This window comes from Kocuria sp. 2SI, assembly GCF_005502825.1.
GTDB lineage: Bacteria > Actinomycetota > Actinomycetes > Actinomycetales > Micrococcaceae > Kocuria > Kocuria palustris.
Genome location: NZ_SCNB01000002.1, coordinates 59,269 through 85,171, shown reverse-complemented (window position 1 = coordinate 85,171; position 25,903 = coordinate 59,269). Strand labels below are relative to the sequence as shown.

The window sequence follows — 25,903 nt, the reverse complement described above, 5'->3', positions numbered from 1 at the left end:
GGCTGCCTCGCCCGGTGGGCGGTGCCGCGGGGTTGTCACTGCGTTGTCGTGCCGGGGCCGCTGGGGCCCGTCGGACTCGCGGGTCCGCCGGCCCGTGCGGCTGCGGACGAATCCGTGCTCAGTCGTCGGCCTCGACCCGGATGAGCCCGGAGAGGTCGTAGACCACGTCCAGGCCGCGCACGGCCTCGACGGTGCGCACGAGGTCCGCGTTGCGGGCCCGGTGCGTCACGATGCGGATCTCGGCCAGGTCCTCCCCGGGGCGGCGGGGATCGTCGCGGACGTCGTCCTGGCGCATGGTCGAGACCGAGACGCCGTGCTCGGCGAACACCCCGGCCACCGCCGCGAGCACCCCGGTCTGATCGGGGCACAGCAGGGTCAGGGAGAAGCTGGTCTGGACGTCGTCGACGCCGGTGGCCGGCAGGCCCGCGTGCACGACCGGGCCGATGCCCGGTCCTCCGGCCACGACGCGGCGCAGGGCCGAGACCAGATCCCCGAGCACGGCAGAGGCGGTGGGCCCGCCGCCGGCACCGGGGCCGTAGAACATGAGCTCCTCGGCGCCGTCGGCCTCCACGAACACCGCGTTGTAACCGCCGTGGACGCTGGCCAGGGGGTGGGTGCGCGGGATCATGGTCGGCACCACGCGCAGGTTCACGCCCGAGGAGACCCGCTCGGCCACGCCGAGCAGCTTGATCACGAAGCCCGCGGAGCGCGCGGCCTCGACGTCCTCTGCGGTGATCCCGCGGATGCCCCGGCAGTAGACGTCGTCGATCGTGTACCACGAGTGGAAGGCCAGCCCGCCCAGGATCGCGACCTTGGCGGCGGCGTCATGGCCCTCCACATCAGCTGTGGGATCGGCCTCCGCGAAGCCCAGGCGCTGGGCCTCGGCCAGGGCGTCGTCGAACGAGGCCCCGGTGGTGTCCATCTGGTCGAGGATGTAGTTGGTCGTGCCGTTCATGATGCCGAGCACGCGGCGGATGCGGTCCCCGGACAGCGACTCGAGCACCGGGCGCACGATCGGGATGGCCCCGGCCACGGCGGCCTCGTAGTTCAGGGTGGTCCCGGAGGCCTCGGCCGCCTCGTGCAGCTCCTGTCCGTGCCGGGCCAGCAGCGCCTTGTTGCCGCTGACCACGGGCTTGCCCGCATTCAGCGCGCGCAGGATCCGGGTGCGGGCGGGTTCGATGCCGCCGGTCAGCTCGACGACCGCGTCGGCGGCGTCGATCAGCGACTCGGCGTCGGTGGTCAGCAGCTGCTGCGGCAGCTCGACGGTGCGCTGGGCGGTGGTGTCGCGCACGGCGATGCCGATCAGCTCGGGTCGGGCGCCGATGCGACGGGCCAGCTCCTCGGGCTGCTCGAGCAGGACGCGGGCCACCTCGGCGCCGACATTGCCGGCGCCGAGCAGGGCGATCCGGACGACGTCAGGACGGGTGTCGGGTGCGTGGGTCACGTGGAGGCTCCAGACGGGTGGGGTCGGGGCGTTCGGGTGGTCGGGTGCTGCGGGACTTCAGCGCTCGCCGAGGCGCAGCGGGCGGGAGGCCTCGGGGTCCTGGGAGACGTCGCGGGCGAAGAGGTCCTCCTCCGTCTCGCCGCGCACGATCAGCCGGGCCTCGGGGATGCCGTCGACAGTGCGCACCGCGACCACGCCCGGACGCGGCAGCCAGTTGTAGTTGCTGGACAGCGCCCAGCAGTACGCGCCGGTGGCGGGAACGGCCACCAGGTCGCCGGCGCGCACGCCCTCGGGCAGGTAGGCGCTGTGCACCAGGATGTCGCCGGACTCGCAGTGCTTGCCGACCACGCGGGACAGCGCTGGTGCCTGCCCGCGATGCTCCTCGGCACGGTCGGCCACGACCACCGAGTAGTCCGCGCCGTAGAGCACGGGGCGAGCGTTGTCCGACATGCCGCCGTCGACCGAGAGGTACCGGCGGCGCAGTCCGTCCCGGACCGTGACGGACTTGCAGGTCCCCACGGTGTAGAGGCTGATCCCGGCGGGACCGGTGATCGAGCGGCCCGGCTCGACGGAAAGGTGCGGGATCTGCAGGCCCAGCCGCCGGCAGGACTCCTGGACGGCCCGGGCGATGTCCCGGGCGACGGCCGCGGCCGGGCGGGGAGCATCTGCGGCGGTGTAGCCGATGCCGTAGCCGCCGCCGAGATCCAGCTGCGGCAGCGTGACGCCGAAGCGGCGCTCGACCTCTCCCATGAGCCCGAGCACGCGATCGGCGGCCTGGGCGAAGCCGTCGGCGGCGAAGATCTGCGAGCCGATGTGGCAGTGCAGGCCCATCAGCTCGATGTCCGGGTGCGCCACGCAGCCGCTGATGGCGTGCAGCGCCGGGGACTCTCCGTCCTCTGCGGCCATGGAGAGCCCGAACTTCTGGTCCTCGTGCGCGGTCGCGATGAACTCGTGGGTCTCGGCGTGGATGCCCGGGGTCACCCGGATCATCACCGGCGCCTTCACCCCGAGCGTGCGAGCCAGTCGCCCGACGAGCTCGATCTCCTGCAGGGAGTCCACGACGATGCGGCCCACGCCGGCGTCCAGCGCCATGGTGATCTCCGCGGCGGACTTGTTGTTGCCGTGCAGCGCCATGCGCTCGGGCGGCATGCCGCCGCGCAGCCCTGCGGCCATCTCGCCGCCGGAGGCCGTGTCGAGGTTGAGGCCCTCCTCCTGCACCCAGCGTGCGATCTCCGGGGTCAGGAAGGCCTTGCCGGCGTAGTAGACGGAGACCTCCGCGCCGATCGCGGCGAAGGCGTCCTGGAAGGCCGTGCGGAACTGTGCGGCTCGCTGGCGGAAGGCGTCCTCGGAGACCACATAGAGCGCGGTGCCGTAGTGCTCGGCCAGTGCGGTGGTGGGGATGCCCGAGACGGTGAGCGTGCCCTCGTCATCGCGGCCGAACTGCTCCGGCCAGATCGCGGGATCCAGGCTGGTCCAGTCCTGCGGGACCTCGAGCCACTCGGGCGCCAGCGGGCTGGGGCCAGTGTGGATCTGCTCCCCGCGGGCGGGCTCCAGCAGCGGGACCGGCTGCAGCCGGAACCCGGTGGTCACGACGTCCTCGGCCGGCTCCTGCGCCGGATCGCTGTCCAGGGGCATGCTCACATCCTCTCCGGTGCGCTCACGCCCAGCAGCTCGAGGCCGTTGGCCAGGACCTGGCGCGTGGCGTCGTTGAGCCACAGGCGGGTGCGGTGGGTGTCGGTGATCTGCTCGTCGCCCTGCGGGGTCACGCGGCAGGCGCCGTACCAGCGGTGGTAGGACCCGGCCAGCGCCTCCAGGTGGCGGGCCACGCGGTGCGGCTCGCGCAGCTGCGCGGCCTCGGCGACGATCCGCGGGTACTGCCCCAGCCCTGCCAGCAGCTCGGTCTCGGTCTCGTGGGAGAGCAGGGAGGCGTCGAAGGCGGCCGAGCCGTCCTCAGCGGTGCGGCGGACCCCGATTTCGGCGGCATTGCGCCCCACCGCGCAGGTGCGGGCGTGGGCGTACTGGACGTAGAAGACCGGGTTCTCGTTGGAGCGCTTGGTCAGCAGGTCCAGGTCGATGTCGATGTTGGAGTCGATCGAGTACCGGGTCAGCGAGTAGCGCGCGGCATCCACGCCGACGGCCTCGACCAGGTCTTCCATGGTCACCACGGTTCCGGCGCGCTTGGACATCCGCACCGCCGCCCCGTTGCGCACCAGGTTGACCATCTGCCCGATCATGACCTCGACCCGATCCGGGGAGTCGCCCAGCGAGGCGGCCACTGCCTTCAGGCGCGCCACGTAGCCGTGGTGATCCGCGCCCAGAAGGTAGAGGCACAGGTCCGCTCCGCGGTCGCGCTTGTCCTTGTAGTAGGCGATGTCGCCGGCGATGTAGGCGGCCTTGCCGTCCGATTTCACGACCACGCGGTCCTTGTCGTCGCCGTGATCGGTGGAGCGCAGCCACCACGCGCCGTCGGCGAAGTAGAGGGCTCCCTGCTCCTTCAGCTGGTCGAGCAGGGCCTCCACGGAGCCGTCGCGGAACAGCGAGTCCTCGTGGAACCAGACGTCGAAGTCCACGCCGAACTCGTGCAGCGACTGCTTGATGTCGCCGAACATGAACTCGACGCCGGCAGCGCGGAAGGCCTCCTGCGGGTCCTCGGACTCGAGCGCTCCGGGCTCTGCCTCCAGCACGCGCTGGGCGATGTCCGAGATGTACTCGCCGCCGTAGCCGTCCTCCGGGGCGGGCTGGCCCTGGGCCCGGGCCAGCAGGGAGCGTGCGAAGCGGTCGATCTGGGCGCCGTGGTCGTTGAAGTAGTACTCGCGGGTGACGTCTGCGCCCTGAGCCTGGAACACGCGAGCCAGGGAGTCGCCGACGGCGGCCCAGCGGGTGCCTCCCAGGTGGATGGGGCCGGTGGGATTGGCCGAGACGAACTCGAGGTTGATGCTGCGGCCCTGCATGGCGGTGCCGCGGCCGAACTCCCGGCCCGCCTCCACGATGGAGCGGGCGAGCTCGCCTGCTGCGGCGGCGTCCAGGACGATGTTGAGGAACCCGGGCCCGGCGATGTCGACGGAGGCCACGCCCTCGATCTGCTCGAAGCGGGCCTTCAGCACTGCGGCGACCTCGCGCGGGGGCATCCCGACCTTCTTGGTCAGCTGCATGGCCACGTTCGTGGCCCAGTCCCCGTGCTCTCGGCTCTTGGGACGCTCAACCTTCAGCTCGGGCAGCTGCGCATCCTCTGCGAGAGCGAGCTCCCCCGAGGCGACGGCCTGCTCGAGGCTGGCGGACAGGGCTGCGGAGAGTTCTTCGGGAGTCACCGGGACAGTGTACCTGCGGGCCTCCGCCGACCGGATCGTCCGACGGGGCCGCGACGGGCTGCCCGTCGATGCGACCCGGGGCGGCCGTGGTGATAGAGTCGTCGGGTCGATCACGGCATCCGTGCCGGAGCACCGACCCCCGCCCGAGTAGCTCAGGGGATAGAGCGCCTGCCTCCGGAGCAGGAAGTCGTAGGTTCGAATCCTATCTCGGGCACTTCCGGCCTGAGTCGCGACCCCGCCCACAGACGAGGTCGCGGCTCAGGCTTTTTCCATAGCTGTCGCCCTCGCCGTCAGAGCCATGGGCCACTCCGGCTGAGGGCATCTCTGCCACCACCACGGTCGCCGCAGGTCAGGGACGCCGAGCAGTCTCGCGAACCTCGACCGCGCCACAGATGAGCTGCCAAGAAGTCACAGTTGAAAACATGTGACGGAATATAGGTGTGGGCCCTCACATGGACCTACTCCGAGGCCATTCGCTACTCGTCGGTGACGCGTGGGCACGCCCTCACCCGAGTCCTCACGTCGGCACCCCCAGGCCGACAAGGCCTTTGGAGCACCATGCACAGCAGCGGAACCCCCTCCCCCACCAGCCTCTCGAGCGGGACACCAGCCTCTCGAGCGGGAGCGGACCCGCACCGCGTCGCGCGGCACGGCGCACGACAGCCCGTCGGTCTCCGCCGCACCCCGGCTGTTCATCGCCGACGAGCCGGCCATCGTGGCGGCCCACTACGGGACGCAGCTGACCTGGACCTCCTCGCCGGCAGTGCTGACGCCCACCCGGGCCGTGCACGCCGACGGCACCGTGACCTACACCTACGACTTCCCGTATGTCCCCGCCGAGTCGCGCATGATGCTGAGCTTCCAGGGCCACGGGTACGTCGACGGCACCCAGCAGTTCGCCTCCGCACCGCTCTACGGAACGCGCGTGAACCCGAAGATCGACTACCGCCCGGGTCTGGGCACCGAGGAGGACCCCTACCTCTACGAGCTGCGCGACCTGATCCCGGGTGAGACGGTCTCCATGCGCGTCCCGAACCCACTGAGGAACTGACCGCCGAACCGACGCCGGAGCCCGCACCGGCCCCGACTCAGGCACCCACGCAGCAGCCGTCGGAGGAGCCCGTCGTCCCGCAGCCGAGGGCCACGTCGAGCCCGAGCGCCACGGTCCCGGGCGACGGCTCAGACGGCGCGGGCCCAGACGCCGGCCCCGCGCCAGAGCCGACCCCGGCCGCACCGGAGCAGGCCGCTCCTGCGCAGGAGGCCGAGCAGTCCCCCGCTGAGCGGTGGTGCGCGAGCAGCTGCCGCACGCCGGTGTCTCGAACGGATCGCTGGTGATCGCCGGCGGCGTCATGCTGCTGACCGGAGCTGGACTGGTGGGAGCGACCGCGCTGCGGCGCTGCCGGTCCTGAGAGCTGAACCGCCGAGGCGGCTGTGAGCGCTGAAGGGGCGCAGCACGGGGAGGATGATTCCCCGGTGCTGCGCCCCTTCAGCGCCTTCTTGATCCCTCAGTCGATCCGGATCAGCTCCAGCGATCGCGCTCCCGCTGGCGAGCCGAGCGATGGCCGCTGTTGAACTCGGTCGGATCGAAGTCGATCATGGCGTCGTCGCCCCACTGCTCATCGAGCTCGCGGTCCTCCTCGGTGCGCGGCTCGCGGTGGGAGCGAGTGATCTGGAAGGCCGCGATGCTCAGGATGCCCCCGAGCACAAGGGAGACAGGTCCGGCGATGATCGTGAGCAGCGCACCGTCGGTGAGCGGGACCGGAGCATCCTCCGAGGTGGCCCGGGCCCAGTAGATGATGCCCATGGGCACGGCATAGGTGGAGACCAGCAGCAGGACGATGCCCACGAGGGCCAGCAGGCCGGCGATCCGGCGTCGTCGGGCCCGCTGCTGCCGGGACAGGCTGGTCATCTCTGCGGCCTCCTCGGCCAGGGGCTCGGCGGTCGGTTGGGCGAATGTTTCGCCCGGGCGTGCGGGTCCACCCTAATGGCGTCAGACTCGTGGCATGACACCTGATCGCAAGCCTGCTGAGCACCAGATCCACCGCAAGTCCTCCGACGGCTCTTCCCCCGGCGTCTTCGCCCTGGAGGCAGCCGGACTGCTGTGGCTCGATGAGGGTCCGGTGCGCTGCGCTCCCGTCCACGACGTCGGCGCGGACTTCCTGGAGCTGGGCCGCATCGGCTCCGCGCAGCCCACCCCTGAGGCGGCGCGGAGCTTCGGCCGGGCCCTGGCGCAGACGCATGACCTGGGCGCGGAGGCCTTCGGCGCGGCACCGCCGGTGCCTGCGGCCAGCTCGCAGTGGAAGCGTCCCGCCCCGGAAGAGGGCTGGCGCAGCGGCTGGTTCGGCCCGCTCGAGCAGCCGATCGAGGTCTCGCTCGAGCCGACGGATTCCTGGGGCGCCTTCTACGGCGGTCAGCGGCTGCGCCCCATGCTCGAGCGGCTGCGCACCCGCGGCGTCACGGACTCGGAGCTCGAGGACATCGAGCGGGCGACCGAGGCCATCGAAGCGGGCAGGTTCGACGACGGCGACCGTCCCGCGCGCATCCACGGCGACCTGTGGGCGGGCAATCTGATGTGGGACGACCAGGGCGCGGTGCTGATCGACCCCGCCGCCCATGGCGACCACCGGGAGCAGGACCTGGCCTTCCTCTCGATCTTCGGCGCCCCGCACCTGGAGGAGATCCTGGCCGGCTATCAGGAGGCGCATCCGCTGCGCGACGGGTGGCACGAGCGCACGGGGCTGCATCAGCTCTTCGTGCTGATCGCCCACGCGGTGCTCTTCGACCCTCCGCGCGGCGGGTCCTACCTGGGGGCCACCGACCGCGCCGCTCGCAGCGCGCTCGAGCTGCTCTGAGGCGCCGCGCTGCCCCACGAGGGCGCCGCCAGGGGGACGGCGGCCGCGGGGCCGTCGTCCCCGCACCGTAGAATGGCCCGGATATGACCACCACCGCGCACGAGGGCACCGGCCCCCGGATCGTCTATCCCGAGCAGCTGCCCGTCTCGGGCCGGCGCCAGGACATCCAGGACGCGATCCGCGACCATCAGGTCGTCGTGATCGCCGGCGAGACCGGCTCCGGCAAGACCACCCAGATCCCCAAGATGTGCCTGGAGCTCGGCCTGGGCGAGTCCGGCATGATCGGGCACACCCAGCCCCGGCGCGTCGCCGCCCGCTCGGTGGCCGAGCGCATCGCCGAGGAGATGGGCGAGAAGATCGGCCAGACGGTCGGCTACCAGGTCCGCTTCACCTCGGAGGTGGGCAAGGACTCGCGGATCAAGCTGATGACCGACGGCATCCTGCTTGCCGAGATCCAGCACGACCGCCTGCTCTCGCGCTACTCCGCGATCATCGTGGACGAGGCCCACGAGCGCTCCCTGAACATCGACTTCCTGCTCGGCTACCTCAAGACGCTCCTGCCCCAGCGCCCGGATCTGAAGCTGATCATCACCTCGGCCACGATCGATCCCGAGCGCTTCGCCCAGCACTTCCACGAGCCGCTGCCGACCGATGGCCCGCAGGACGCGCAGCCCGAGCCCGCGCCGATCATCGAGGTCTCCGGGCGCACCTACCCCGTCGAGATCCGCTACCGGCCGCTGAGCGGCGAGCACGAGATCGACGAGGCCACCGACGACGGTCTCGAGGACGAGGACCGCGACCCCCTGGACGCCGTGTGCGAGGCCGTCGAGGAGCTCTCGTACGAGGACCGCGGCGACATCCTGATCTTCTTCTCCGGCGAGCGCGAGATCCGCGATGCCCAGGACGCGCTCGAGTCCCTGGTGGCGGATCGTCCGCGGCTGCGCGGCACCGAGGTCCTTCCGCTGTTCGGCCGGCTGTCCATGGCCGAGCAGCACCGCGTGTTCTCCCGCGGCTCCTCGCGGCGCATCGTGCTGGCCACCAACGTGGCCGAGACCTCGCTGACCGTGCCCGGCATCAAGTACGTGATCGACACCGGCACGGCGCGCATCTCCCGGTACTCCACCCGCACCAAGGTCCAGCGCCTGCCGATCGAGCGGATCTCGCAGGCCTCGGCGAATCAGCGCGCAGGCCGCTGCGGCCGCGTCTCCGACGGCATCTGCATCCGGCTGTACTCACAGGAGGACTTCGAGTCCCGTCCCGAGTTCACGGATCCGGAGATCCTGCGCACCAACCTGGCCTCTGTCATCCTGCAGATGACCTCTGCCGGGGTGGTCCACTCCCCCGAGGACATCGGCCGGTTCCCGTTCGTGGAGCCGCCCGAGTCCCGCGCCGTGAAGGACGGCGTGATGCTGCTGCGCGAGCTCGGCGCCCTGCGTCCCGCCGAGTCCTCCCGCGGCCGTCGGGCACAGCAGGACGGCGAGCGCTCCGGGCGCGGCTCGCGCGGACGCCGCGGGCGCGGTCGCGGCGACAGGGACGACGAGCGCTCTCCGCTGACCCGCACCGGTCGCACTCTGGCCGCGCTGCCCGTGGATCCCCGGCTGGGCCGCATGATCGTGGAGGGCCAGCGCCGCGGCTGCGCCCGCGAGGTCATGATCCTGGCCGCCGCGCTGACCATCCAGGACCCCCGCGAGCGCCCGCTGGAGAAGCGGGCTCAGGCCGATGAGCTGCATGCCCGCTTCAAGGACACGAGCTCCGACTTCCTGGGCTTCCTGCTGCTGTGGCAGCACCTCCAGGAGCAGCAGGAGCAGCTGTCCAGCTCGCAGTTCCGCAAGACCGTGCAGCGCGAGTTCTTGAACTTCCTGCGCATCCGCGAGTGGCAGGACCTCTATGCGCAGCTGCGCCAGATGGGCCGCTCGGTGGGCATCGACGTCGGCCGCGACCGGGAGATCGATCCCGCCGCCAAGTCCGATGACGTCCACAAGTCCCTGCTGGCCGGGCTGCTCAGCCACATCGGGCTGCGCGACGAGCGCACCCGCGACTACCAGGGAGCCCGCGGAACGCGCTTCGCGATCTTCCCCGGCTCGGCGCTGTTCAAGAAGAAGCCGGACTTCGTGGTCTCTGCCGAGCTCGTGGAGACCTCCCGCCTGTGGGCGCGCGTGAACGCCGCGGTCGAACCGCAGTGGATCGAGGAGGTCGCCGGCGATCTGGTCAAGCGCACCTACGCCGAGCCACACTGGTCCCGCAGTCAGGGCGCGGTGATGGCCAAGGAGCGGGCAACCCTCTACGGCGTCCCGCTGGCGGCGGATCGGCCCGTGGGCTACTGGAGGATCGACCCGGTCGCCTCCCGCGAGATCTTCCTGCAGAAGGCCCTCGTGGAGGGCGACTGGCAGACCCGCCACCGCTTCGTGCAGCGAAACCGCAGGAAGCTCGCCGAGGTCGAGCAGCTCGAGTCACGGCTGCGCCGCAAGGACCTGCGGGTCGACGACCAGGCGCTCTACGAGTTCTTCGATGCCCGGGTCCCCGCCGAGGTCGTCTCCCAGACCCACTTCGACACGTGGTGGAAGAGGGCCTCGCGCCAGGACGAGCACCTGCTCGACTTCGACCCCGAGCAGCTGATCGACGACCAGGCCGAGACCTGGGACGACTCCGCCTTCCCGCGCCACTGGAGCGCCCGCACCGACGGCGGTGAGCTGAGCCTGGATCTGGACTACACGTTCGCCCCCGGCTCCGGCACCGGACCCTCCGAGCGGAAGGGGTCCGGGCGCGGGCGCCAGGCCGACGGCGTCACAGTGCGCGTGCCGATCCTCTTCCTGCACCAGCTGCGCCCGGGGCCCTTCCGCTGGCTGATCCCGGGTCTGCGCACGGAGCTGGTGACCGCCCTGATCCGCTCGCTGCCCAAGCAGGTGCGCAAGAGCGTGGTCCCGGCCCCGGATGTGGCCCGTCAGGCCGTCGAGCTGCTCGACGCTCAAGCCGATCCGGAGCAGGACGACCTGGAGCAGTCTCTGGAGCGCGCTCTGCGCCAGCTCAAGGGCGTCGTCATCCCACAGGGGTCGTGGGACTGGTCCGCTGTGCCCGAGCACCTGCGCATGCACTTCCAGGTCCGCGACTCCCGCAACCGGATCCTCGGCGAGGGCGAGGACCTCGAGCACCTGCAGGTCGCGCTGCGGGATCAGGTCCGCGCCGCGCTGGCCGAATCGCTGGGCACCTCGGCCTCGGCGCTGCCGGTGCCCGGCCCCGGTGCCGTCCCCGGCCCGGGAGGCGGCTCCGGCTCCCAGGGGAAGAGCGGGCGGAAGAAGAAGGGCCCTGCCTCCGGCGGCGGCAAGGAAACGGCCGGACCTGCGCTGGAGCGCGACGGGCTCACCGAGTGGCCCGAGCGGGACCTGCCGCGCAAGGTCGACACCGTGGTCTCCGGTCAGCGCATCACCGGCTGGCCGGCGCTCGTGGCCTCCCCCGGCGCCGAGGCCTCCGAGCCCACCGCCGACGTCCGCATCTTCTCCTCCGAGCAGGACCAGCGGGCGGCCCAGCGCTCGGGCACCATCTCGCTGCTGCAGCGCCGCCTGCCGAACACCCAGCGGTTCATCTCGGACCATCTGGACAACCGGGAGAAGATCGTCTTCACCCAGAATCCCCACGGGTCTGTCGACGCCCTCATCCAGGACTGCACCCGCGCCGCCGTGGACAAGCTCGTGCCGGCCGAGCCGCCGTGGACCCGCCAGGAGTTCGACCGGCTCTTCGACGACGTCCGCGCCGAGCAGATCGAGACCGTCTTCCAGGTCACCGCGCTGGTGGCCGAGGTCCTCACGCTGGCCAACTCCGTGCGCAAGCGGATCAAGCGACCGTCGTCCATGGCAGCCGTCAGCGCGTTCGCCGACATCCGAGAGCAGCTCGACCGCCTCGTCAAGCCGGGCTTCGTGACCCGTATCGGGTGGGCGCACCTGCAGCACCTGCCGCGCTACCTCAAGGCCATGGAGCTGCGCATCGACAAGCTCGTGGGCACCGCCAACATCCAGCGCGACGGCGTGAACATGAGCGAGATCCAGTCCCTCGAGGACGAATTCGACAGGGCCGTGGCCGCCGTGCCGAAGGGCCTGCCGGTGCCCGAGTCGCTGGCGGTGATCGAGTGGGAGCTCGAGGAGCTGCGCGTCTCGCTGTTCGCCCAGGAGCTCGGCACCGCCCACACCGTCTCGGCCAAGCGCGTGCGCAAGGCGCTGCGAGACGCCGCTGCTCGCTGATCCGGGCAGGCACCGGGAGACGACGCTCCGGGCCCGACCCGCGCCGTGACCCGCTGCCTCTGCCGCTGGATGTCAGCAGGCCCCGACGATCCGGGAATCGTCGGGGCCTGCTGACAAGGCGCCGTGGCGGCCGGGGACCTGCGGGCCCCATCCGGTTCAGTCCTGCGGCACCTGGGCCTCGTGGCCGGCCGAGCGCAGTCCCTCGCGGATGCGCTGAGCGGCGTCGTCCATCACGGCCGGATCCGGATCGTGATCCGCATTGGCGAAGTCGAAGTCCGCGGTCGAGGACACGGGCCACACGTGGATGTGGACATGCGGCACCTCGAAGCCCTGGATCATCTGGCCCACGCGCTGGGGCTCGAAGATCGCTCGCTGGGCTCGGCCGATGACCTGGCTGACGCGCATGAGGTGTCCTGCCAGTGCCGGGTCGAGATCCAGCCAGTGGTCGATCTCCTGGCGGGGCACCACCAGGGTGTGCCCGGTGGACAGGGGATCCGCCGAGAGGAAGGCGACGCACTCGTCGTCCGTCCAGACGAATCGGCCGGGGATCTCGCCGTCGATGATGCGGGTGAAGATGGTCGTCACTGCGTCCTCCTGGGTGTGCGGGTGTCTCCGGGTGTGCTGTGCGAGCGGTGCGCTCAGGCCTCGACGGTCGTGCCGGGGTCCAGGTGCTCGTAGTCGGTGCCGTACTTGGCGGCGAAGGCCGTGACCTGCTTCTCCACGATGCCGAAGCCGTTGTCCGAGAGCAGGGCGTCGTGGATGGGGTAGGCCTTCTCGGCCCGGACCGCGATGAGGAAGTCGATGACCTCCGCCATCTTGGACCACGGCGCGTGCAGCGGGACCAGCACGGTGGACGGGGTGATCCCGTCCGGGACGACCAGCGAGTCCCCGGGATGGTAGACGCGCTCCTCGATGAGGTAGCCGACATTGTCGACCGTGCGGATCAGCGGGTGGATCAGCGCGTGCTGCCCGCCGAAGGTGCGCACCCGCACGCCCGACAGATCGAGCTCGGTCTCGGCATCGACGTCGTGGATGCGGTCCCTGCCCTGCGAATCCGCGGCCTCCTGGCCGAGCTGCTCGCGCAGGTCCGCGGCCACGGAACCCGGGGCCCAGACCTGCAGGTCGCGCTGGGCGCGCAGCTGCTCCGGAACGCGCTGCGGATCCAGGTGATCGGGATGGGTATGCGTGATCAGCAGGTGATCGGCTCCGGCCATGGCCTGCTCGACCTCGGAGAAGTTGCCGGGATCCAGGACCAGGACGGTGCCGTCGATCTCCAGGCGCACGCACGAGTGCGTGTACTTGATCAGCTTCACCTTGGGCTCCTCTCGAGTGCGGTCGCCGGCGCTGCTGCCGCGCTCGGGCGGCGCCCGCCGGTGCTCGTGGCCCAGCCTACTGATCCCCGACGACGACGCACCGGCTCGACCGCCGATGCCACCTCGGCCCGCGCGGGATGGCCGCCAGCCGGGCCGGCCGAAGCCGCGGGTAGCATGGCAGGGCCTCCGCCCGCCGGACTCTGCCGGGGCGGAGCGATCCCGGAAGGAGTCCCGAGTGCCCTCGCCGTCAGCCCCGCAGCCGCAGGCCGCTGTGCGCGTCACGCGGCAGCGTCGTGCCGTGCAGGCCGCCATGGCCGTGCAGGCCGATTTCGTCTCCACGCAGGACCTCCACGCGATCCTGCGCGAGCGCGGCGAGTCCGTCTCCCTGGCCACGACCTACCGGATCCTGCAGTCCATGTCGGAGACCGGAGAGGTCGATGTCCTGCGAAGCGAGGACGGGGAGTCGATCTACCGCCAGTGCGCCGCCGAGCACCACCACCATCACCTGGTCTGCCGCAGCTGCGGGGCAACCGTGGAGCTAGAGGCCCCCGAGATCGAGCGCTGGACCTCCCAGACCGCCCAGCGTCACGGCTTCACGCAGATTGATCACACGATCGAGATCGTCGGGCTGTGCGCCGAATGCTCCGCACGCGGCCCCGAGGACCGCGAGACTCCCGAGCCGGCATGAGCACCGAGTCCTCCGCCCCGCTGATCCTGCTGGTCGCCGATCCCCGCCGCAGCGGCCCCGTCCAGCGCGCCGAGGCCATGCTGCGCACCGGCGGCTATGCCACCGAGGCCGTGTGGAGCGGCCCCTCCCAGGACGGGCAGATCGAGGATCCCGCCGGCGGCTCCGGTGTGGCCTGGGGCCAGCCGCTGCTCCGGCGCCTGGTGCGCTGCCAGGCAGACGGCAGCGCTCCCGCCGCCGTGCTCGCCGTGGGCGGCGACGGCATGTCGCACACCGTGCTCAACGTCCTGCAGGAGCGCCGGGAGCGCGGCGGCCCGTCGATCCCGTTCGGGCTGATCCCCACCGGGACCGGAAACGACCTCGCCCGGCACATGCGCCTCCCCCACGGCGATCCGGAGATGGCCGCAGGACGGGTGCTGCGCCGCCTCGACGAGGGCCCCGCGGACATGGACCTGGGGCTCATCGAGCTCGCCGACGGCACCCGCCGCTGGTTCGCCACCGCCGCGTGCTGCGGGATCGACGCCGTGGTCAACGAGCTGGCCAACTCCTGGAGCTGGCCGCGCGGCTCGGCCAAGTACATCGCCGCCGTGCCCGTCGAGGTCCTGCGATACCACCAGTCCCACATGGGTCTGGTCATCAGCCGGCCCGACGGCGCTGCGCACCTGAGCTCGAGGCGCACGCTGATGCTCTCGGTCGCGAACACGTCGTCGATTGGAGGCGGGCTGTCGATCGTGCCCCACGCCGACCCGCGGGACGGCCTGCTCGATGTCTTCCAGGTCCGAGCCATGCCGCGCGCCCGCACCCTCATGCTCTTCCCGCGGCTGGTCCTGGGCACCCATCTGCGCCTCGACGAGGTGGCGATCGAGCCCGCGGTGCAGGTCGAGGTCGATGCGCCGAACCTCATCCACGCCGACGGCGAGCACGTGGGCCGGGGCCCCGCCGTCATCTCAGCGGCTGCGGCCGCCCTGCCCGTCCTGTTCTGAAGGCTCCGGGGCGCGCTTGCACCCGGGGGCGGCCCGGCCGCCGTCCGAGCCGGCTGCCGGGCTCAGGCGGTCGTGCCGACCGAGGCCGGCCTGAGCTCGGCCGGCCCCTCCCCCGCCCCGGCGCGTGCGGAGCGCCGCGAGCGCAGGCGGGCCACGACCCGGGCGAGGCCCCACAGGGTGAAGGAGATCGTGGTGACGTACGGGCTGATCGGCAGCGAGCCGCCCAGAGCCAGCAGGATCCCGCCCACGATCGAGACCTCGGCGAAGACGACCGAGAGGATCACGATCCGCACCGGTGAGGCAGTGAGGCTGATGGCACCGGCCGCCGGGGTCACCAGCAGGGCGAGCACCAGCAGGGCGCCGATGATCTGCACCGACATGGCCACGGCCACGCCCAGCAGGAGCATGAACACGACCGACAGCGCCCGCGTGGGCACGCCGCGGGCCCGAGCCACGGACGGATCCAGGCTCGCGAAGGACAGCGGCCTCCAGATCACGGCGAGCCCCACGAGCACCACGACCGACAGCGCGGCCATCGCCGCCACCTGGACCTCGGATACCGAGACGATCTGGCCCGTGAGCAGCGCGAACTGATTGGCGCTGCGCCCCTGGTAGAGCGCCAGGGCCAGGATCCCCACACCGAGCCCGAACGGCATGAGCACGCCCACGACCGAGTTCGACGCCCTCGCCCGCGAGCCCAGCAGCCCGATCAGCACCGCGGCGGCCACCGAGCCCGCCAGGGAGCCGGCGACGATGCTGGCGCCGGTCAGCAGGGCGATCGCCCCGCCGGCGAAGGACAGCTCGGCCACTCCGTGCACCGAGAACGCCATGTCCCGCATGACCACGAAGGTCCCGATGATCCCGCCGACGAGTCCGATCAGCGCACCCGCCCACAGCGTGTTCTGCAGCAGGACGAGCAGCTCGCCGTAGCGCTCGAAGACGAAGACCTGCTCGAGCAGTCCCTGCAGGCTCAGCGAGTCGTTCATGAGGAGGCTCCTCCTCGGGGCCGGTCCGCGCGCGTGCGCGGCTGCGCGCGATGGGGTTCTGGGGTGTCGTGGGAGTGCACATGGTGGGCGTCCTCGCGCTCGGCGCCGACCACCACGATCCGCCCGGCGACCTCGGCGACCTCGATGGGAGCTCCGTAGAGCTCGGAGAGCACCTCCGTGCGCAGCACCTCCCGGGGCGTGCCGATGCGGAACGACCCGTTGGCCAGGTACAGAACCCGGTCGACGTCGTCGATGATCGGGTTGACGTCGTGGGTCACGAACACGACGGCCGCTCCGGTGCGGTCCTTCTGCTCGAGGACCAGATCGGCGACCTCGCGCTGATGCGTGAGATCCAGCGAGAGCAGCGCCTCGTCGAGCAGCAGCAGACCGGGATCGGTGATCAGCGCCTGGGCGATGCGCAGGCGCTGCTGCTCACCGCCGGACAGGGTCCCCACGGGATCGTCGGCGTAGTCGAGGGCGCCGACCCGATCCAGCGCCTCGTCGACGCGTCGTCGCACGGCGCCGCGCCCGAGCAGCCGCGGACCCCAGCGGTGCCCGTCGATCCCCAGGGCCACCAGGTCGCGGGCCCGCATGGGGACATCGGCGGCGAAGGCGCGCTGCTGCGGGACGTAGCCGATCTCGGTCGAGCCGCGACGCGGCGCGTGGCCGTCGATCTCCACGCCTCCGCCGGACAGCGGCAGCATCCCGAGCAGGACGCGCAGCAGGGAGGTCTTGCCGGTGCCGTTGCCGCCCAGCACCGCGATGTACTCGCCGCGCCCGATCTCCAGGTCCAGCCCGGACCACAGCCGACGCCGGCCGAAGTCCAGCTCGGCTCCCCGGAAGGCGGCGATGGGGCCGCGGCTGCTCGCAGCGCTCGGTGCGCCGTGCTCGCTCACGCCGCCTGCTCGATCGAGTCCACGTTGGCGTCCATCCACTCGAGGAAGGACTGGCCCTCGGGCATGGTCTCGGTGAAGGAGGCGATCGGGACCCCGGCGGACTCGGCGGACTCGCTGAGCCGCTCGGTCTGCCCGCTGGCGGTGTGCTCGTTGACGGCCAGCAGATCGATTTGCCCGCCGCTGATCGCGTCCTCGACCTCGGTGTAGGTCAGCGGAGGGATGTCCGCGCCGTCCTCGACGGCAGCGGTGAAGTCCTCGGGGGTGGCGTCGTGCAGGCCCGCGCGCTCGAGCATGTGATCGGCCACCGGCTCGGTGGCCAGGAAGTCGCCCTCGGCGTCGATGCCGTCGAGGCGCTGGCCCAGGGCCTCCAGCTCGCCGCCGAAGTCCTCGGCGCGCTGCGCGTAGTCGTCCGCCCCGTCCGGATCCAGCTCGCCGAGACGGCCGCCGATCTCCTGGGCCACCGCATCGACGGTCCCGAGGTCGTACCAGACGTGCTCGTTGAAGCCGCCGTGGTGGTGGTGCTCCTCGCCCTCAGCATGCTCGTGGTCCTCCTCGGTCGCGGCCTCGGCGCCCTCCAGGCCGGAGAGCTCGACGGCGTCGATGACGGGGACGTCGGAATCGCCGATCAGGTCCTCCATGAAGGCGTCGTAACCGCCGCCGTTCATGAGGACCAGATCCGCGTCCTCGACGCTCAGGCGATCGGCGGGCGCGGCCTCGAAGGAGTGCGGGTCCTGGGAGGGCGAGTCGATGATCGGGACCACGCGCACGCCGTCGCCGGCCACCTGCTCGGCGATGTCCGCGTAGACCGACGTCGAGGTCACGATGGTGATCTCGTCGTCCCCGTCATGCGGTCCCTGGCCGCAGCCCGACAGCGCCAGTGCGGAGGCGCTGAGCAGGGCCCCGGCCGTCGCGGTGCGGGACAGGGCCCGTCTGCGAGCGCTACGGCTGTGAGCGGGGATGTTGCTGTGCACGGAGTCGAGTCCATTCCAGCGGCGGAGGTGCCGCGATCGATCAGCAAGGCGCAGAGGCACCTTCTTGATAATCATTATCATTTGCTCGACGCACTATAACAGCACGCCCTCACGGTCACCCCGGGGCACGGTCAGGCGCCGATCCCCCGGCGCCCGGCCCGGCTCAGCTCCAGCTCTCTGTGCGCGCGCGACCCTCCTCGTAGCCCGAGCGGCTCTGGATCCCCAGCACCGCCCGCTCGGCGAACTGCGCCAGGTCGGCGGCGCCGGCGTAGGTCATGGAGCTGCGCACCCCGGCGGTGAGGTGATCGATCAGGTCCTCCACCCCCGGGCGACGCGGGTCCAGGTACATCCTGGAGCTCGAGATGCCCTCCTCGAACATGGCCCGGCGCGAGCGCTCGAAGGCCCCCAGCCCCTCGGTCCGAGCCAGCACGGCGCGCGTGGAGGCCATGCCGAAGCTCTCCTTGTAGAGGCGGCCGTCGGCGGCTCGCCGCAGCTCCCCGGGGCTCTCGTGGGTTCCGGCGAACCAGGAGCCCACCATGACCTGGCTGGCGCCCGCGGCCAGCGCCAGGGCGGCATCCCGGGGATGCTTCACGCCGCCGTCCGCCCACACGGACCCGCCCAGCTCGGCGGCGGCCTCGGCGCACTCGAGCACGGCCGACAGCTGCGGACGCCCCACGGCGGTCATCATGCGGGTCGTGCACATGGCCCCCGGGCCCACACCGACCTTCACGATGTCCGCCCCGGCCCCCAGCAGGTCGCGCACGCCGTCCGCCGTGACCACGTTGCCCGCCACGATCGGGCGGGAGGCGGCCACCGCCCGCACGGTCTCCAGCGCCTGCAGCATCTTCCGCTGGTGCCCGTGAGCGGTGTCGACCACCAGCACGTCGACGCCGGCCTCGACGAGCGCTCGGGCCCGACCCTCCACATCGCCGTTGATGCCGATGGCCGCGGCGACCCTCAGCCGTCCGTCGGCATCCGTGCTCGGCGCGTAGATCGTGGCGCGCACAGCCGCCTGGGAGGTGATGACGCCGAGCGCGATGCCCTCGGCGGAGACCACCGGGGCCACCTCGGTGCCGGACTGCCCCAGGCGCTGGCTGACGGCTGCCATGGTCGGCACCAGCGACGACGGGGCCGCACCGATGCCCTCGACGGCCAGGTCCTGCTCCGGGATCGCCGGCAGGTCCGTGCGCATGACCGAGCGCAGCGAGGCGCCGCTGTCCGCCTCCTGGCAGTCCGGCTCCTGGACGAGCCCGAGCAGTCGACCGTCGTCGTCGACGACCAGCACGCTGCCGTGGGCGTACTCGCCCAGTCGCGTCCGGGCGTCGTGGACGGTGTCCTCAGCGCGGAAGGTGCGCGCCGAGAGGAAGCGCAGGGGACGCGCCTTGACCCAGTCGGTCTCCCGGGCCACGACCTCCAGCGGGAGGTCCTGCGGCAGCACTGCCAGGCCGCCGCGCCGAGCCATGGACTCGACCATCCGCTTGCCGGTCACCGCGGTCATGTTCGCGGCCACCAGCGGGATCGTGGAGCCGGTCGGATCGGGCGCCGCCAGGTCCACGTCGAAGCGCGAGGAGGTCGCGGAGGACGACGGGACCAGGAAGGCGTCGTCGTAGGTCAGATCCGTGACAGGGGTGTTGAGGAATCGCACGCACCGAAGTCTAGGACCGCCGTTCAGCCGCGCAGGCCACGGGCGCGGCCCCTGCTGGCCCTGGCCGACTCGCCCTACTAGACTCTGGATGCATATGACCGCACCCGGGAGCAGCGCCTCCAGCCGCGTCCCGGGCTGAGTCGGAACGGGCGGATTCGACGACGAGCCGTCCTTCAGGGTCCGGACCCGGCAGGGCGGTCCTCAGGCGCGGCCGACGGCGGCCGCGGCGATACTGACGACAGAATGAGGCGTAGGCACGTGCCAAGCACACCACGAGATCTGATCCCGGAAGAGTTCGCGGGCAACGAGTGGCTGGTCGAGGACCTCTACGAGCGCTACCGGAAGGATCGCGACTCGGTCGATCGTGACTGGTGGCCGGTGTTCGAGGCCATGGACCGCGCCGCATCCTCCGGCAGCGACAGCGCGGCAGCTTCCCCGAAGCCCCCGGCAGAGGCCACGACGAACGAGTCCGCAGCAGAGGCGGAGGCACCGGCGAAGAAGCCGGCGCCGTCCTCCGCCGCGCAGCAGAAGGGCCCGAGCGCCGCCGCCTCGAAGCCCGCCCCCCAGAAGACCACGAACAAGAGCACCCAGGAGAGCACCCCAGTGGAGTCCACCTCGGCAGGATCCGCAGAGCAGCCGCAGGACGAGCCGCAGGACAAGGTGGTGAAGCTGCGCGGGCCGGCCAAGGCCGTGGCCGCCAACATGGAGGCCTCCCTGTCGGTCCCCACCGCCACGACCGTGCGCGCGGTGCCGGCCAAGCTGCTGATCGACAACCGCATCGTCATCAACTCCCACCTGGCCCGCAACCGCGGCGGCAAGGTCTCCTTCACGCACCTGATCGGCTACGCGGTCATCAAGGCGCTGAAGAAGATGCCGTCCATGAACGTCACCTATGAGGAGCAGGACGGCAAGCCGGTGGCCATCCACCCGGCGCACGTCAACTTCGGCCTGGCGATCGACCTGCCCAACAAGGACGGCTCGCGCAACCTGGTGGTGCCCAACATCAAGGGCGCCGAGGACCTCACCTTCCGGGAGTTCTGGGATGCCTACGAGGACATGGTCGGCCGTGCCCGCAAGGGCGAGCTGACCATGGACGACTACGCCGGCACCACGGTCTCGCTGACCAACCCCGGCGGCATCGGCACCGTGCACTCCGTGCCCCGCCTGTCCAAGGGCCAGGCCACGATCGTGGGCGTCGGCGCGCTGGACTACCCCGCCGAGTTCCGCGGCTCCTCCCCCCGCACCTTGGCGCGCAATGCGATCTCCAAGGTCATCACCCTGACCTCGACCTACGACCACCGCGTCATCCAGGGCGCCGGCTCCGGCGAGTTCCTGAAGCTGATCGAGTCCTACCTGCTCGGCGACGAGTTCTGGGACGAGGTCTTCCACGGGCTGAGGATCCCCTACGAGCCCGTGCGCTGGGTCACCGACAACCAGGTGAACCCGGAGACCGAGGTCAACAAGGTCGCCCGGATCCAGCAGCTGATCCACGCCTACCGCGTCCGGGGCCACCTGATGGCCGCCATCAACCCGCTGGGCTACGAACAGCGCGCCCACCCGGATCTGGACATCCGCACCTACGGCCTGTCGCTGTGGGACCTGGACCGCGAGTGGCCCACCGGCGGCTTCGGCGGGGCGCGCATGCTGACCCTGCGCACCATCCTGGGCCTGCTGCGCGATGCCTACTGCCGCACGATCGGCGTCGAGTACATGCACCTGGACGCCCCCCAGGAGCGCGAGTTCTTCCAGGAGCGCCTGGAGAAGGGCTACACCAAGCCCTCGCGCGAGGAGCAGTTCCGCATCCTCAGCCGCCTCAACGCGGCCGAGGCCTTCGAGACCTTCCTGCAGACCAAGTACGTCGGCCAGAAGCGCTTCTCGCTGGAGGGCGGCGAGTCGCTGATCCCGCTGCTCGACGCCGTGATCTCCGACGCCGCCGATCAGAACCTCGCCGGCGTGGCCATCGCCATGGCCCACCGCGGGCGCCTCAACGTGCTGACGAACATCGCCGGCAAGTCCTACGCCCAGGTCTTCCGCGAGTTCGACGGCGGCCAGGATCCCCGCGCCGAGGGCTCCGGCGACGTCAAGTACCACCTGGGCACCGAGGGCACCTTCACCTCGGATGCCGGCAACCAGACCCAGGTCTACCTGGGTGCCAACCCGTCGCACCTCGAGGCCGCCGATCCGGTGATCGAGGGCGTCGCCCGCGCCAAGACCGATGTCCTGGGCGCAGGCCCCGAGGGCGACGGCACCTTCCCGGTGCTGCCCATCCAGGTCCACGGCGATGCCGCCATGGCCGGTCAGGGCGTGGTCTACGAGGTCATGCAGATGGCCGAGCTGCCCGCCTACGCCACGGGCGGCACGGTGCACGTCGTGGTGAACAACCAGATCGGGTTCACCACCGGTCCGGAGGCCGGTCGCACCTCGACCTACGCCACGGACGTCGCCCGCGCCGTGCAGGTGCCGACCTTCCACGTCAACGCCGATGACCCCGAGGCCGTCACCCACGTGGGCCAGATGGCCTTCGAGTACCGCGAGCGCTTCCACAAGGACGTCGTGATCGACCTGATCTGCTACCGCCGCCGCGGTCACAACGAGGGCGATGACCCCTCGATGACCCAGCCGGTGATGTACGACCTGATCGATCAGAAGCGCTCCACGCGCCGGGTCTACACCGAGAACCTCGTGGGCCGCGGCGACATCAGCCAGGACGAGGCCGATCGCGCGCTCAAGGACTACCAGGAGCGCCTGGAGCGGGTGTTCACCGAGACCCACGAGGCCCAGACCTCCGAGGCCCCGCTGGTCACCGGCGATGCCGCCGCGATCTCGAACATCGAGCGCCCCTCAGCCCAGCAGGCCGATTCCGGGATCTCCATCCCCCGCTCGACCGCCATCTCCGTGGACACCGCCCGTCGTATCGGCCAGGCCCACCTCGAGTCGCCGGAGGACTTCACGGTCCACCGCAAGCTCACCAAGCTGCTCGAGCGCCGCGCCAAGATGACCGTCGACGGCGGCATCGACTGGGGCATGGGCGAGATCATGGCCTTCGGCTCCCTGCTGATGGAGGGCATCCCGGTGCGGATGTCGGGCCAGGACGTCCAGCGCGGCACGTTCACCCAGCGCCACGCGGTGCTCTTCGACAACGAGACCGGCAAGCCCTGGATCCCGATCAACGGCCTGGTCGATGATCAGGAGTCGCTGGCGATCTACAACTCGCTGCTCTCCGAGTACGGCGTCCTCGGCTTCGAGTACGGCTACTCGGTCGAGCGTCCGGACGCCCTGACCGTGTGGGAGGCGCAGTTCGGCGACTTCATCAACGGCGCCCAGACGATCGTGGACGAGTTCGTCTCCTCGGCCGAGCAGAAGTGGGGCCAGCGCTCGTCGCTGGTCATGCTGCTGCCGCACGGCTACGAGGGTCAGGGCCCGGACCACTCCTCGGCCCGCATCGAGCGCTTCCTCGCGCTGTGCGCCGAGCGCAACATGATCGTGGCGCAGCCGTCGACCCCGGCGAATCACTTCCACATGCTGCGTCGTCAGGCCTACGCCCGTCCGCGCAAGCCGCTGATTGTGGCCGCCCCCAAGCAGCTGCTGCGGCTGAAGGCCGCCAGCTCGCAGGTCGAGGACTTCACCTCGGGCACGTTCCGCCCGGTGATCGAGGACCAGGCCGGCCTGGATGCCGAGAAGGTCACCCGCGTGGTGCTCGTCTCCGGCCGCCTGTACTACGACCTCGCCGCGCACCGCGAGAAGAGCGACGATCGCAGCACCGCCATCGTGCGCGTCGAGCAGCTCTACCCGCTGCCGAGCGAGGAGATCCGCGCGGAGCTGGCCAAGTACCCGAACGCCGAGGTCGTGTGGGCGCAGGACGAGCCGGCCAACCAGGGCCCGTGGCCCTTCATGGCCGTCAACCTGGTCCCGGAGCTCGACCGCCGCGTCTCGCTGGTCTCGCGCCCGGCCTCGGCCTCCCCGGCAGCCGGCTCGGCCAAGCGCCACTCCCTCGAGCTCGAGACCCTCATCGAGGAGCTCTTCGAGGGCCGCTGAGCCGATCGCCGCGCCCCAGGGCGCACCTGACGACGGCGCCCGGTCCGCCTCCCGCTGCGGCGGCAGGAGGGCCGGGCGCCGTCGTCACGACCAGGCGTCACCCGTCGTCCCATGTCCCGCGCGGTGCCCGTGCGCGGCCCCGCAGGATGTACCGTTGCCACAAGCGGCGGCACAGGCTGCATGAGACGGGTGCCTGAGTCACCGGCGGCCCGATCGAGGCCCTCCCCCGAGGCCCGGACCGCACCGCCCACCATCCGTGCTGAACATGAAGAAGAGGAACCCCGTGGAGCAACGCAGGATCAGAATGGTCGCGGTCGGCGACGAGCTGCTGGCCGGCGCCGGAGACCCCCGGGCGCTTGGCTGGTACGGCCGTGTGCTGGCTCGCACGCCCCATGACGTGGTCCCGATCTCCTCCTACGTCCTCGCCGCCCCCGGCGAGGGCAGCGAGGCGCTCAACGACCGCTGGTTCGGCGAGGCCTCCCTCCGCTTCGCCGCCGGTGCGGACAACCGCCTGGTGATCGCTCCGTCCACGCGCGACGTCGACCTGGCCATCACCACGGCGCGTTCGCGCCTGCACATGGCCAACATGGTCGACACCGCGGCGCAGTCCAACGTGAAGGTGCTCGTGGTGGGCCCACCGCCCACCCTGGACCCGGATCGCAACCGGCGCATCGCCGATCTCTCGGCCGCCTTCGCGGACGTCGTCACTCGGCGCAACCACATCTACGTCGACACCTTCAATCCGCTGCAGCACCACGAGCAGTGGCGCAAGGACCTCTCGGCGAACGACGGCAGCCCCGGCCAGGCCGGCTACGGCCTCATCGCCTGGCTCGTGCTGCACCGCGGCTGGTACTCCTGGCTGGATCTGCCCGAGCCGCAGTGATCCGCGCGATCGGCGCCGCCTCGTTCCCTCCGCATGCGCGGATGTGGAACAATGGGCGGATGTCCGCGGAAGGCTGCGGGCGGTCCCACGCCGTCCGCCCCCGTCGGATCCCCGACCACTCGACCGAGGAGGCACGCATGAGCAAGCGTGGACGCAAGCGCAAGGACCGCCGCAAGAACAAGGCGAACCACGGCAAGCGCCCCAACTCCTGAGCCCGTTCCCGGGCCGGACTGGGACAGCAGTGAGCGAAGGCCCCGACCAGGGCGGCTCGAGATCCTCGAGCTCCTCCGGTCGGGGCCTTCGTCATGCGCGCGGGGACAGCTCTCCCGCGACTGTGCTCACTGGGTGCTCTGGCGGACGGACTCCGACTCCGCCTGGGCTCCGGCCTCGGTGCGGCCGCAGGCCTCGTTGATGCGGGACATGATCGAGGCCCGCAGGGTCTCCGGGGCGGTCTCCGCGCAGGATCGCCGCACCGCGGTGCGGATCTCCCGCTCGAGGTCGTGCTCGTGCGTGCAGTCCGGGCAGTCGTCCAGGTGCTCCGCGATGGCGCGGACGTCGTCCACGGTCAGGGCTCCGTCAAGGTACTCGTGGATCCGCTCGAGCTGGGCCTGCGAGCAGCCGCAGGGAGCGCCGTCGTCGTGAGCATCGCGCTGGGAATCGGTCATGGTCAGTCCTTCTGCTTCTCGTCGGTGGTGCGCTGGGCGGCCCGGGCCCTGGCGGCGGACTTGGTGTCGGCGGCCGCGCTCTGCGTGGCGGAGGACTTGCGGCGACCGCCCTTGGTGGTGTCGATCCCGCGGTCGGCCGCGTAATCGCTGAGCATCTCGCGCAGGAGCCGACGGCCACGATGCAGCCGCGACATCACGGTGCCGATCGGCGTGCCCATGATCTCGGCGATCTCCTTGTAGGCGAAGCCCTCCACATCGGAGAGGTAGACCGCCATGCGGAAGTCCTCCGGCAGCTCCTGAAGGGCGCGCTTGACGTCCGAGTCGGGCAGGTGGTCGAGGGCCTCGACCTCCGCCGAGCGCAGGCCGGAGGAGGTGTGCTGCTCCGCGCGGTGCAGCTGCCAGTCCTCGACCGTCTCGGTGTCCGCCTGCTTGGGCTCGCGCTGGCGCTTGCGGTACAGGTTGATGTAGGTGTTCGTCAGGATCCGGTACAGCCAGGCCTTGAGGTTCGTGCCGGGGCGGTACTGGTGGAAGGACGAGAACGCCTTGGTGTAGGCCTCCTGGACGAGATCCTCGGCATCGGCGGCATTGCGCGCCATGCGCAGCGCCGCCGCGTAGAGCTGGTCGACGTAGACCATGGCCTCGCGCTCGAAGCGCTCGGCACGCTGCTCCGGGGTCTCGGTCTCGAGGTCCACGGGCTGCTCCTCAGGGGCAGCCGGGCCGGACTCGGCCATCAGGTCGTCATCGGGCGCGGTCTCGACGGGGCCGTCCTGCGCGCTCGGCTTGGTCCGGTCCGCGGTGTCATCTGCTTCGCTCATCGCGGACAAGTCTAGGCGGGCCGGAGCAGTCGCGGCCGTGCGGGTCGCTGTCAGCACCATGTCCCTCCTCTCCTGTCCTGTCGGGTCCGGCAGGGTCTGTCTGCCTCCCGGTGCGTCGACAACGCGCAACGGTCGGCGGGGCCTGTCTATTCCGCCGGGTCGCGGCCGCGACCTCCCGGACCTCCGCGCG

The 25,903-nt window shown here is 71.2% G+C and carries 21 protein-coding genes and 1 tRNA gene; 10 read left to right on the top strand and 12 right to left on the bottom strand.

Annotation, left to right across the window (positions count from 1 at the left end):
- Nucleotides 1-118: 118 nt before the first annotated feature.
- From FFS25_RS01575 to argS, 3 genes are read right to left on the bottom strand one after another with little or no spacing between them, the layout of a single operon-like run.
- A complete protein-coding gene (locus FFS25_RS01575) occupies nucleotides 119-1,444 on the bottom strand; it encodes a homoserine dehydrogenase (RefSeq protein ID WP_137801691.1) in 1,326 nt (441 codons plus the stop codon).
- Nucleotides 1,445-1,501: 57 nt separating this feature from the next.
- Complete coding sequence (lysA, locus tag FFS25_RS01570) at nucleotides 1,502-3,079, bottom strand: diaminopimelate decarboxylase (protein WP_249933718.1); 1,578 nt, start codon at nucleotides 3,077-3,079, stop codon at nucleotides 1,502-1,504.
- A 2-nt stretch (nucleotides 3,080-3,081) separates the two neighbouring features.
- Nucleotides 3,082-4,752, bottom strand: coding sequence for an arginine--tRNA ligase (argS, locus tag FFS25_RS01565; RefSeq protein ID WP_171004057.1), 1,671 nt, complete (start codon nucleotides 4,750-4,752; stop codon nucleotides 3,082-3,084).
- 141 nt (nucleotides 4,753-4,893) lie between these two features.
- On the opposite strand from argS, the gene FFS25_RS01560 reads away from it, so the two are divergent.
- The 3 genes from FFS25_RS01560 (at nucleotide 4,894) to FFS25_RS01550 (ending at nucleotide 6,161) form a co-directional block, all read left to right on the top strand.
- A tRNA-Arg gene (locus FFS25_RS01560) sits at nucleotides 4,894-4,966 on the top strand.
- Between the two features lie 501 nt (nucleotides 4,967-5,467).
- The gene (locus tag FFS25_RS01555) at nucleotides 5,468-5,803 is read left to right on the top strand and encodes a hypothetical protein (RefSeq protein WP_137801690.1); all 336 of its coding nucleotides are present in this window, start codon (nucleotides 5,468-5,470) and stop codon (nucleotides 5,801-5,803) included.
- A 235-nt stretch (nucleotides 5,804-6,038) separates the two neighbouring features.
- Entirely contained in the window at nucleotides 6,039-6,161 is a 123-nt protein-coding gene (locus tag FFS25_RS01550) for an LPXTG cell wall anchor domain-containing protein (protein WP_157796655.1), read from the top strand.
- Between the two features lie 110 nt (nucleotides 6,162-6,271).
- On the opposite strand, the gene FFS25_RS01545 is transcribed toward FFS25_RS01550, so the two are convergent.
- A complete protein-coding gene (locus FFS25_RS01545; protein WP_137801689.1) occupies nucleotides 6,272-6,661 on the bottom strand; it encodes a hypothetical protein in 390 nt (129 codons plus the stop codon).
- A 94-nt stretch (nucleotides 6,662-6,755) separates the two neighbouring features.
- Between FFS25_RS01545 and FFS25_RS01540 the strand changes: the two genes are divergently transcribed.
- Together FFS25_RS01540 and hrpA are read left to right on the top strand one after the other, a co-directional pair.
- Nucleotides 6,756-7,604, top strand: a complete 849-nt coding sequence (locus FFS25_RS01540; protein WP_137801688.1) for a fructosamine kinase family protein — start codon at nucleotides 6,756-6,758, stop codon at nucleotides 7,602-7,604.
- An 83-nt stretch (nucleotides 7,605-7,687) separates the two neighbouring features.
- Nucleotides 7,688-11,836 (top strand): ATP-dependent RNA helicase HrpA, encoded by a 4,149-nt coding sequence (gene hrpA, locus FFS25_RS01535; protein ID WP_137801687.1) that lies wholly within the window; start codon nucleotides 7,688-7,690, stop codon nucleotides 11,834-11,836.
- A 156-nt stretch (nucleotides 11,837-11,992) separates the two neighbouring features.
- Here the strand turns inward: hrpA and FFS25_RS01530 are convergent, their stop codons facing one another.
- Nucleotides 11,993-12,421 carry an HIT family protein gene (locus tag FFS25_RS01530; RefSeq protein WP_137801686.1) on the bottom strand — a complete coding sequence of 143 codons (429 nt, stop codon included), beginning with the start codon at nucleotides 12,419-12,421 and terminating at the stop codon, nucleotides 11,993-11,995.
- Nucleotides 12,422-12,474: 53 nt separating this feature from the next.
- A complete protein-coding gene (locus tag FFS25_RS01525) occupies nucleotides 12,475-13,149 on the bottom strand; it encodes an MBL fold metallo-hydrolase (protein WP_137801685.1) in 675 nt (224 codons plus the stop codon).
- A gap of 235 nt (nucleotides 13,150-13,384) precedes the next feature.
- Here FFS25_RS01525 and FFS25_RS01520 point away from each other — a divergent pair, with 235 nt between their 5' ends.
- Both FFS25_RS01520 and FFS25_RS01515 read left to right on the top strand, forming a co-directional pair.
- Complete coding sequence (locus tag FFS25_RS01520; protein ID WP_283957200.1) at nucleotides 13,385-13,837, top strand: Fur family transcriptional regulator; 453 nt, start codon at nucleotides 13,385-13,387, stop codon at nucleotides 13,835-13,837.
- Nucleotides 13,834-14,817: a diacylglycerol kinase family protein gene (locus tag FFS25_RS01515; protein WP_137801683.1), complete on the top strand. Its 984-nt coding sequence runs from the start codon at nucleotides 13,834-13,836 to the stop codon at nucleotides 14,815-14,817. The genes FFS25_RS01520 and FFS25_RS01515 overlap by 4 nt, the downstream gene beginning before the upstream one ends.
- Nucleotides 14,818-14,879: 62 nt before the next feature.
- Here FFS25_RS01515 and FFS25_RS01510 read toward each other — a convergent pair whose 3' ends face one another.
- The 4 genes from FFS25_RS01510 to guaB1 all read right to left on the bottom strand — a co-directional run bounded on the left by FFS25_RS01510 (nucleotide 14,880) and on the right by guaB1 (nucleotide 19,315).
- Nucleotides 14,880-15,791, bottom strand: coding sequence for a metal ABC transporter permease (locus FFS25_RS01510; RefSeq protein ID WP_137801770.1), 912 nt, complete (start codon nucleotides 15,789-15,791; stop codon nucleotides 14,880-14,882).
- Between the two features lie 8 nt (nucleotides 15,792-15,799).
- Nucleotides 15,800-16,699 carry a metal ABC transporter ATP-binding protein gene (locus FFS25_RS01505; protein ID WP_212742697.1) on the bottom strand — a complete coding sequence of 300 codons (900 nt, stop codon included), beginning with the start codon at nucleotides 16,697-16,699 and terminating at the stop codon, nucleotides 15,800-15,802.
- The gene (locus FFS25_RS01500) at nucleotides 16,696-17,670 is read right to left on the bottom strand and encodes a metal ABC transporter solute-binding protein, Zn/Mn family (RefSeq protein WP_171004056.1); all 975 of its coding nucleotides are present in this window, start codon (nucleotides 17,668-17,670) and stop codon (nucleotides 16,696-16,698) included. The genes FFS25_RS01505 and FFS25_RS01500 overlap by 4 nt, the downstream gene beginning before the upstream one ends.
- 163 nt (nucleotides 17,671-17,833) lie before the next feature.
- Complete coding sequence (guaB1, locus tag FFS25_RS01495; protein ID WP_137801680.1) at nucleotides 17,834-19,315, bottom strand: GMP reductase; 1,482 nt, start codon at nucleotides 19,313-19,315, stop codon at nucleotides 17,834-17,836.
- A 258-nt stretch (nucleotides 19,316-19,573) separates the two neighbouring features.
- On the opposite strand from guaB1, the gene FFS25_RS01490 reads away from it, so the two are divergent.
- The 3 genes from FFS25_RS01490 (at nucleotide 19,574) to FFS25_RS14085 (ending at nucleotide 24,445) form a co-directional block, all read left to right on the top strand.
- On the top strand, nucleotides 19,574-23,350 hold the full coding sequence (locus tag FFS25_RS01490; protein ID WP_249933716.1) for a multifunctional oxoglutarate decarboxylase/oxoglutarate dehydrogenase thiamine pyrophosphate-binding subunit/dihydrolipoyllysine-residue succinyltransferase subunit: 3,777 nt from the start codon (nucleotides 19,574-19,576) through the stop codon (nucleotides 23,348-23,350).
- Between the two features lie 283 nt (nucleotides 23,351-23,633).
- Nucleotides 23,634-24,233: a GDSL-type esterase/lipase family protein gene (locus FFS25_RS01485; RefSeq protein WP_024290807.1), complete on the top strand. Its 600-nt coding sequence runs from the start codon at nucleotides 23,634-23,636 to the stop codon at nucleotides 24,231-24,233.
- Between the two features lie 137 nt (nucleotides 24,234-24,370).
- Nucleotides 24,371-24,445 carry a 50S ribosomal protein bL37 gene (locus tag FFS25_RS14085; protein ID WP_014300525.1) on the top strand — a complete coding sequence of 25 codons (75 nt, stop codon included), beginning with the start codon at nucleotides 24,371-24,373 and terminating at the stop codon, nucleotides 24,443-24,445.
- 126 nt (nucleotides 24,446-24,571) lie between these two features.
- On the opposite strand, the gene rsrA is transcribed toward FFS25_RS14085, so the two are convergent.
- Together rsrA and FFS25_RS01475 are read right to left on the bottom strand one after the other, a co-directional pair.
- Entirely contained in the window at nucleotides 24,572-24,898 is a 327-nt protein-coding gene (gene rsrA / locus FFS25_RS01480) for a mycothiol system anti-sigma-R factor (RefSeq protein ID WP_006215243.1), read from the bottom strand.
- A gap of 2 nt (nucleotides 24,899-24,900) precedes the next feature.
- A complete protein-coding gene (locus tag FFS25_RS01475) occupies nucleotides 24,901-25,713 on the bottom strand; it encodes a sigma-70 family RNA polymerase sigma factor (protein ID WP_006215244.1) in 813 nt (270 codons plus the stop codon).
- Between the last annotated feature and the right edge of the window lie 190 nt (nucleotides 25,714-25,903).

Bases quoted from the DNA above. Each gene is read 5' to 3' on its own strand.
- FFS25_RS01515 (WP_137801683.1), top strand. From the start codon at position 13,834: ATGAGCACCGAGTCCTCCGCCCCGCTGATCCTGCTGGTCGCCGATCCC.
- FFS25_RS01475 (WP_006215244.1), bottom strand. From the start codon at position 25,713: ATGAGCGAAGCAGATGACACCGCGGACCGGACCAAGCCGAGCGCGCAG.
- hrpA (WP_137801687.1), top strand. From the start codon at position 7,688: ATGACCACCACCGCGCACGAGGGCACCGGCCCCCGGATCGTCTATCCC.
- rsrA (WP_006215243.1), bottom strand. From the start codon at position 24,898: ATGACCGATTCCCAGCGCGATGCTCACGACGACGGCGCTCCCTGCGGC.
- lysA (WP_249933718.1), bottom strand. From the start codon at position 3,079: ATGCCCCTGGACAGCGATCCGGCGCAGGAGCCGGCCGAGGACGTCGTG.
- FFS25_RS01540 (WP_137801688.1), top strand. From the start codon at position 6,756: ATGACACCTGATCGCAAGCCTGCTGAGCACCAGATCCACCGCAAGTCC.
- FFS25_RS01545 (WP_137801689.1), bottom strand. From the start codon at position 6,661: ATGACCAGCCTGTCCCGGCAGCAGCGGGCCCGACGACGCCGGATCGCC.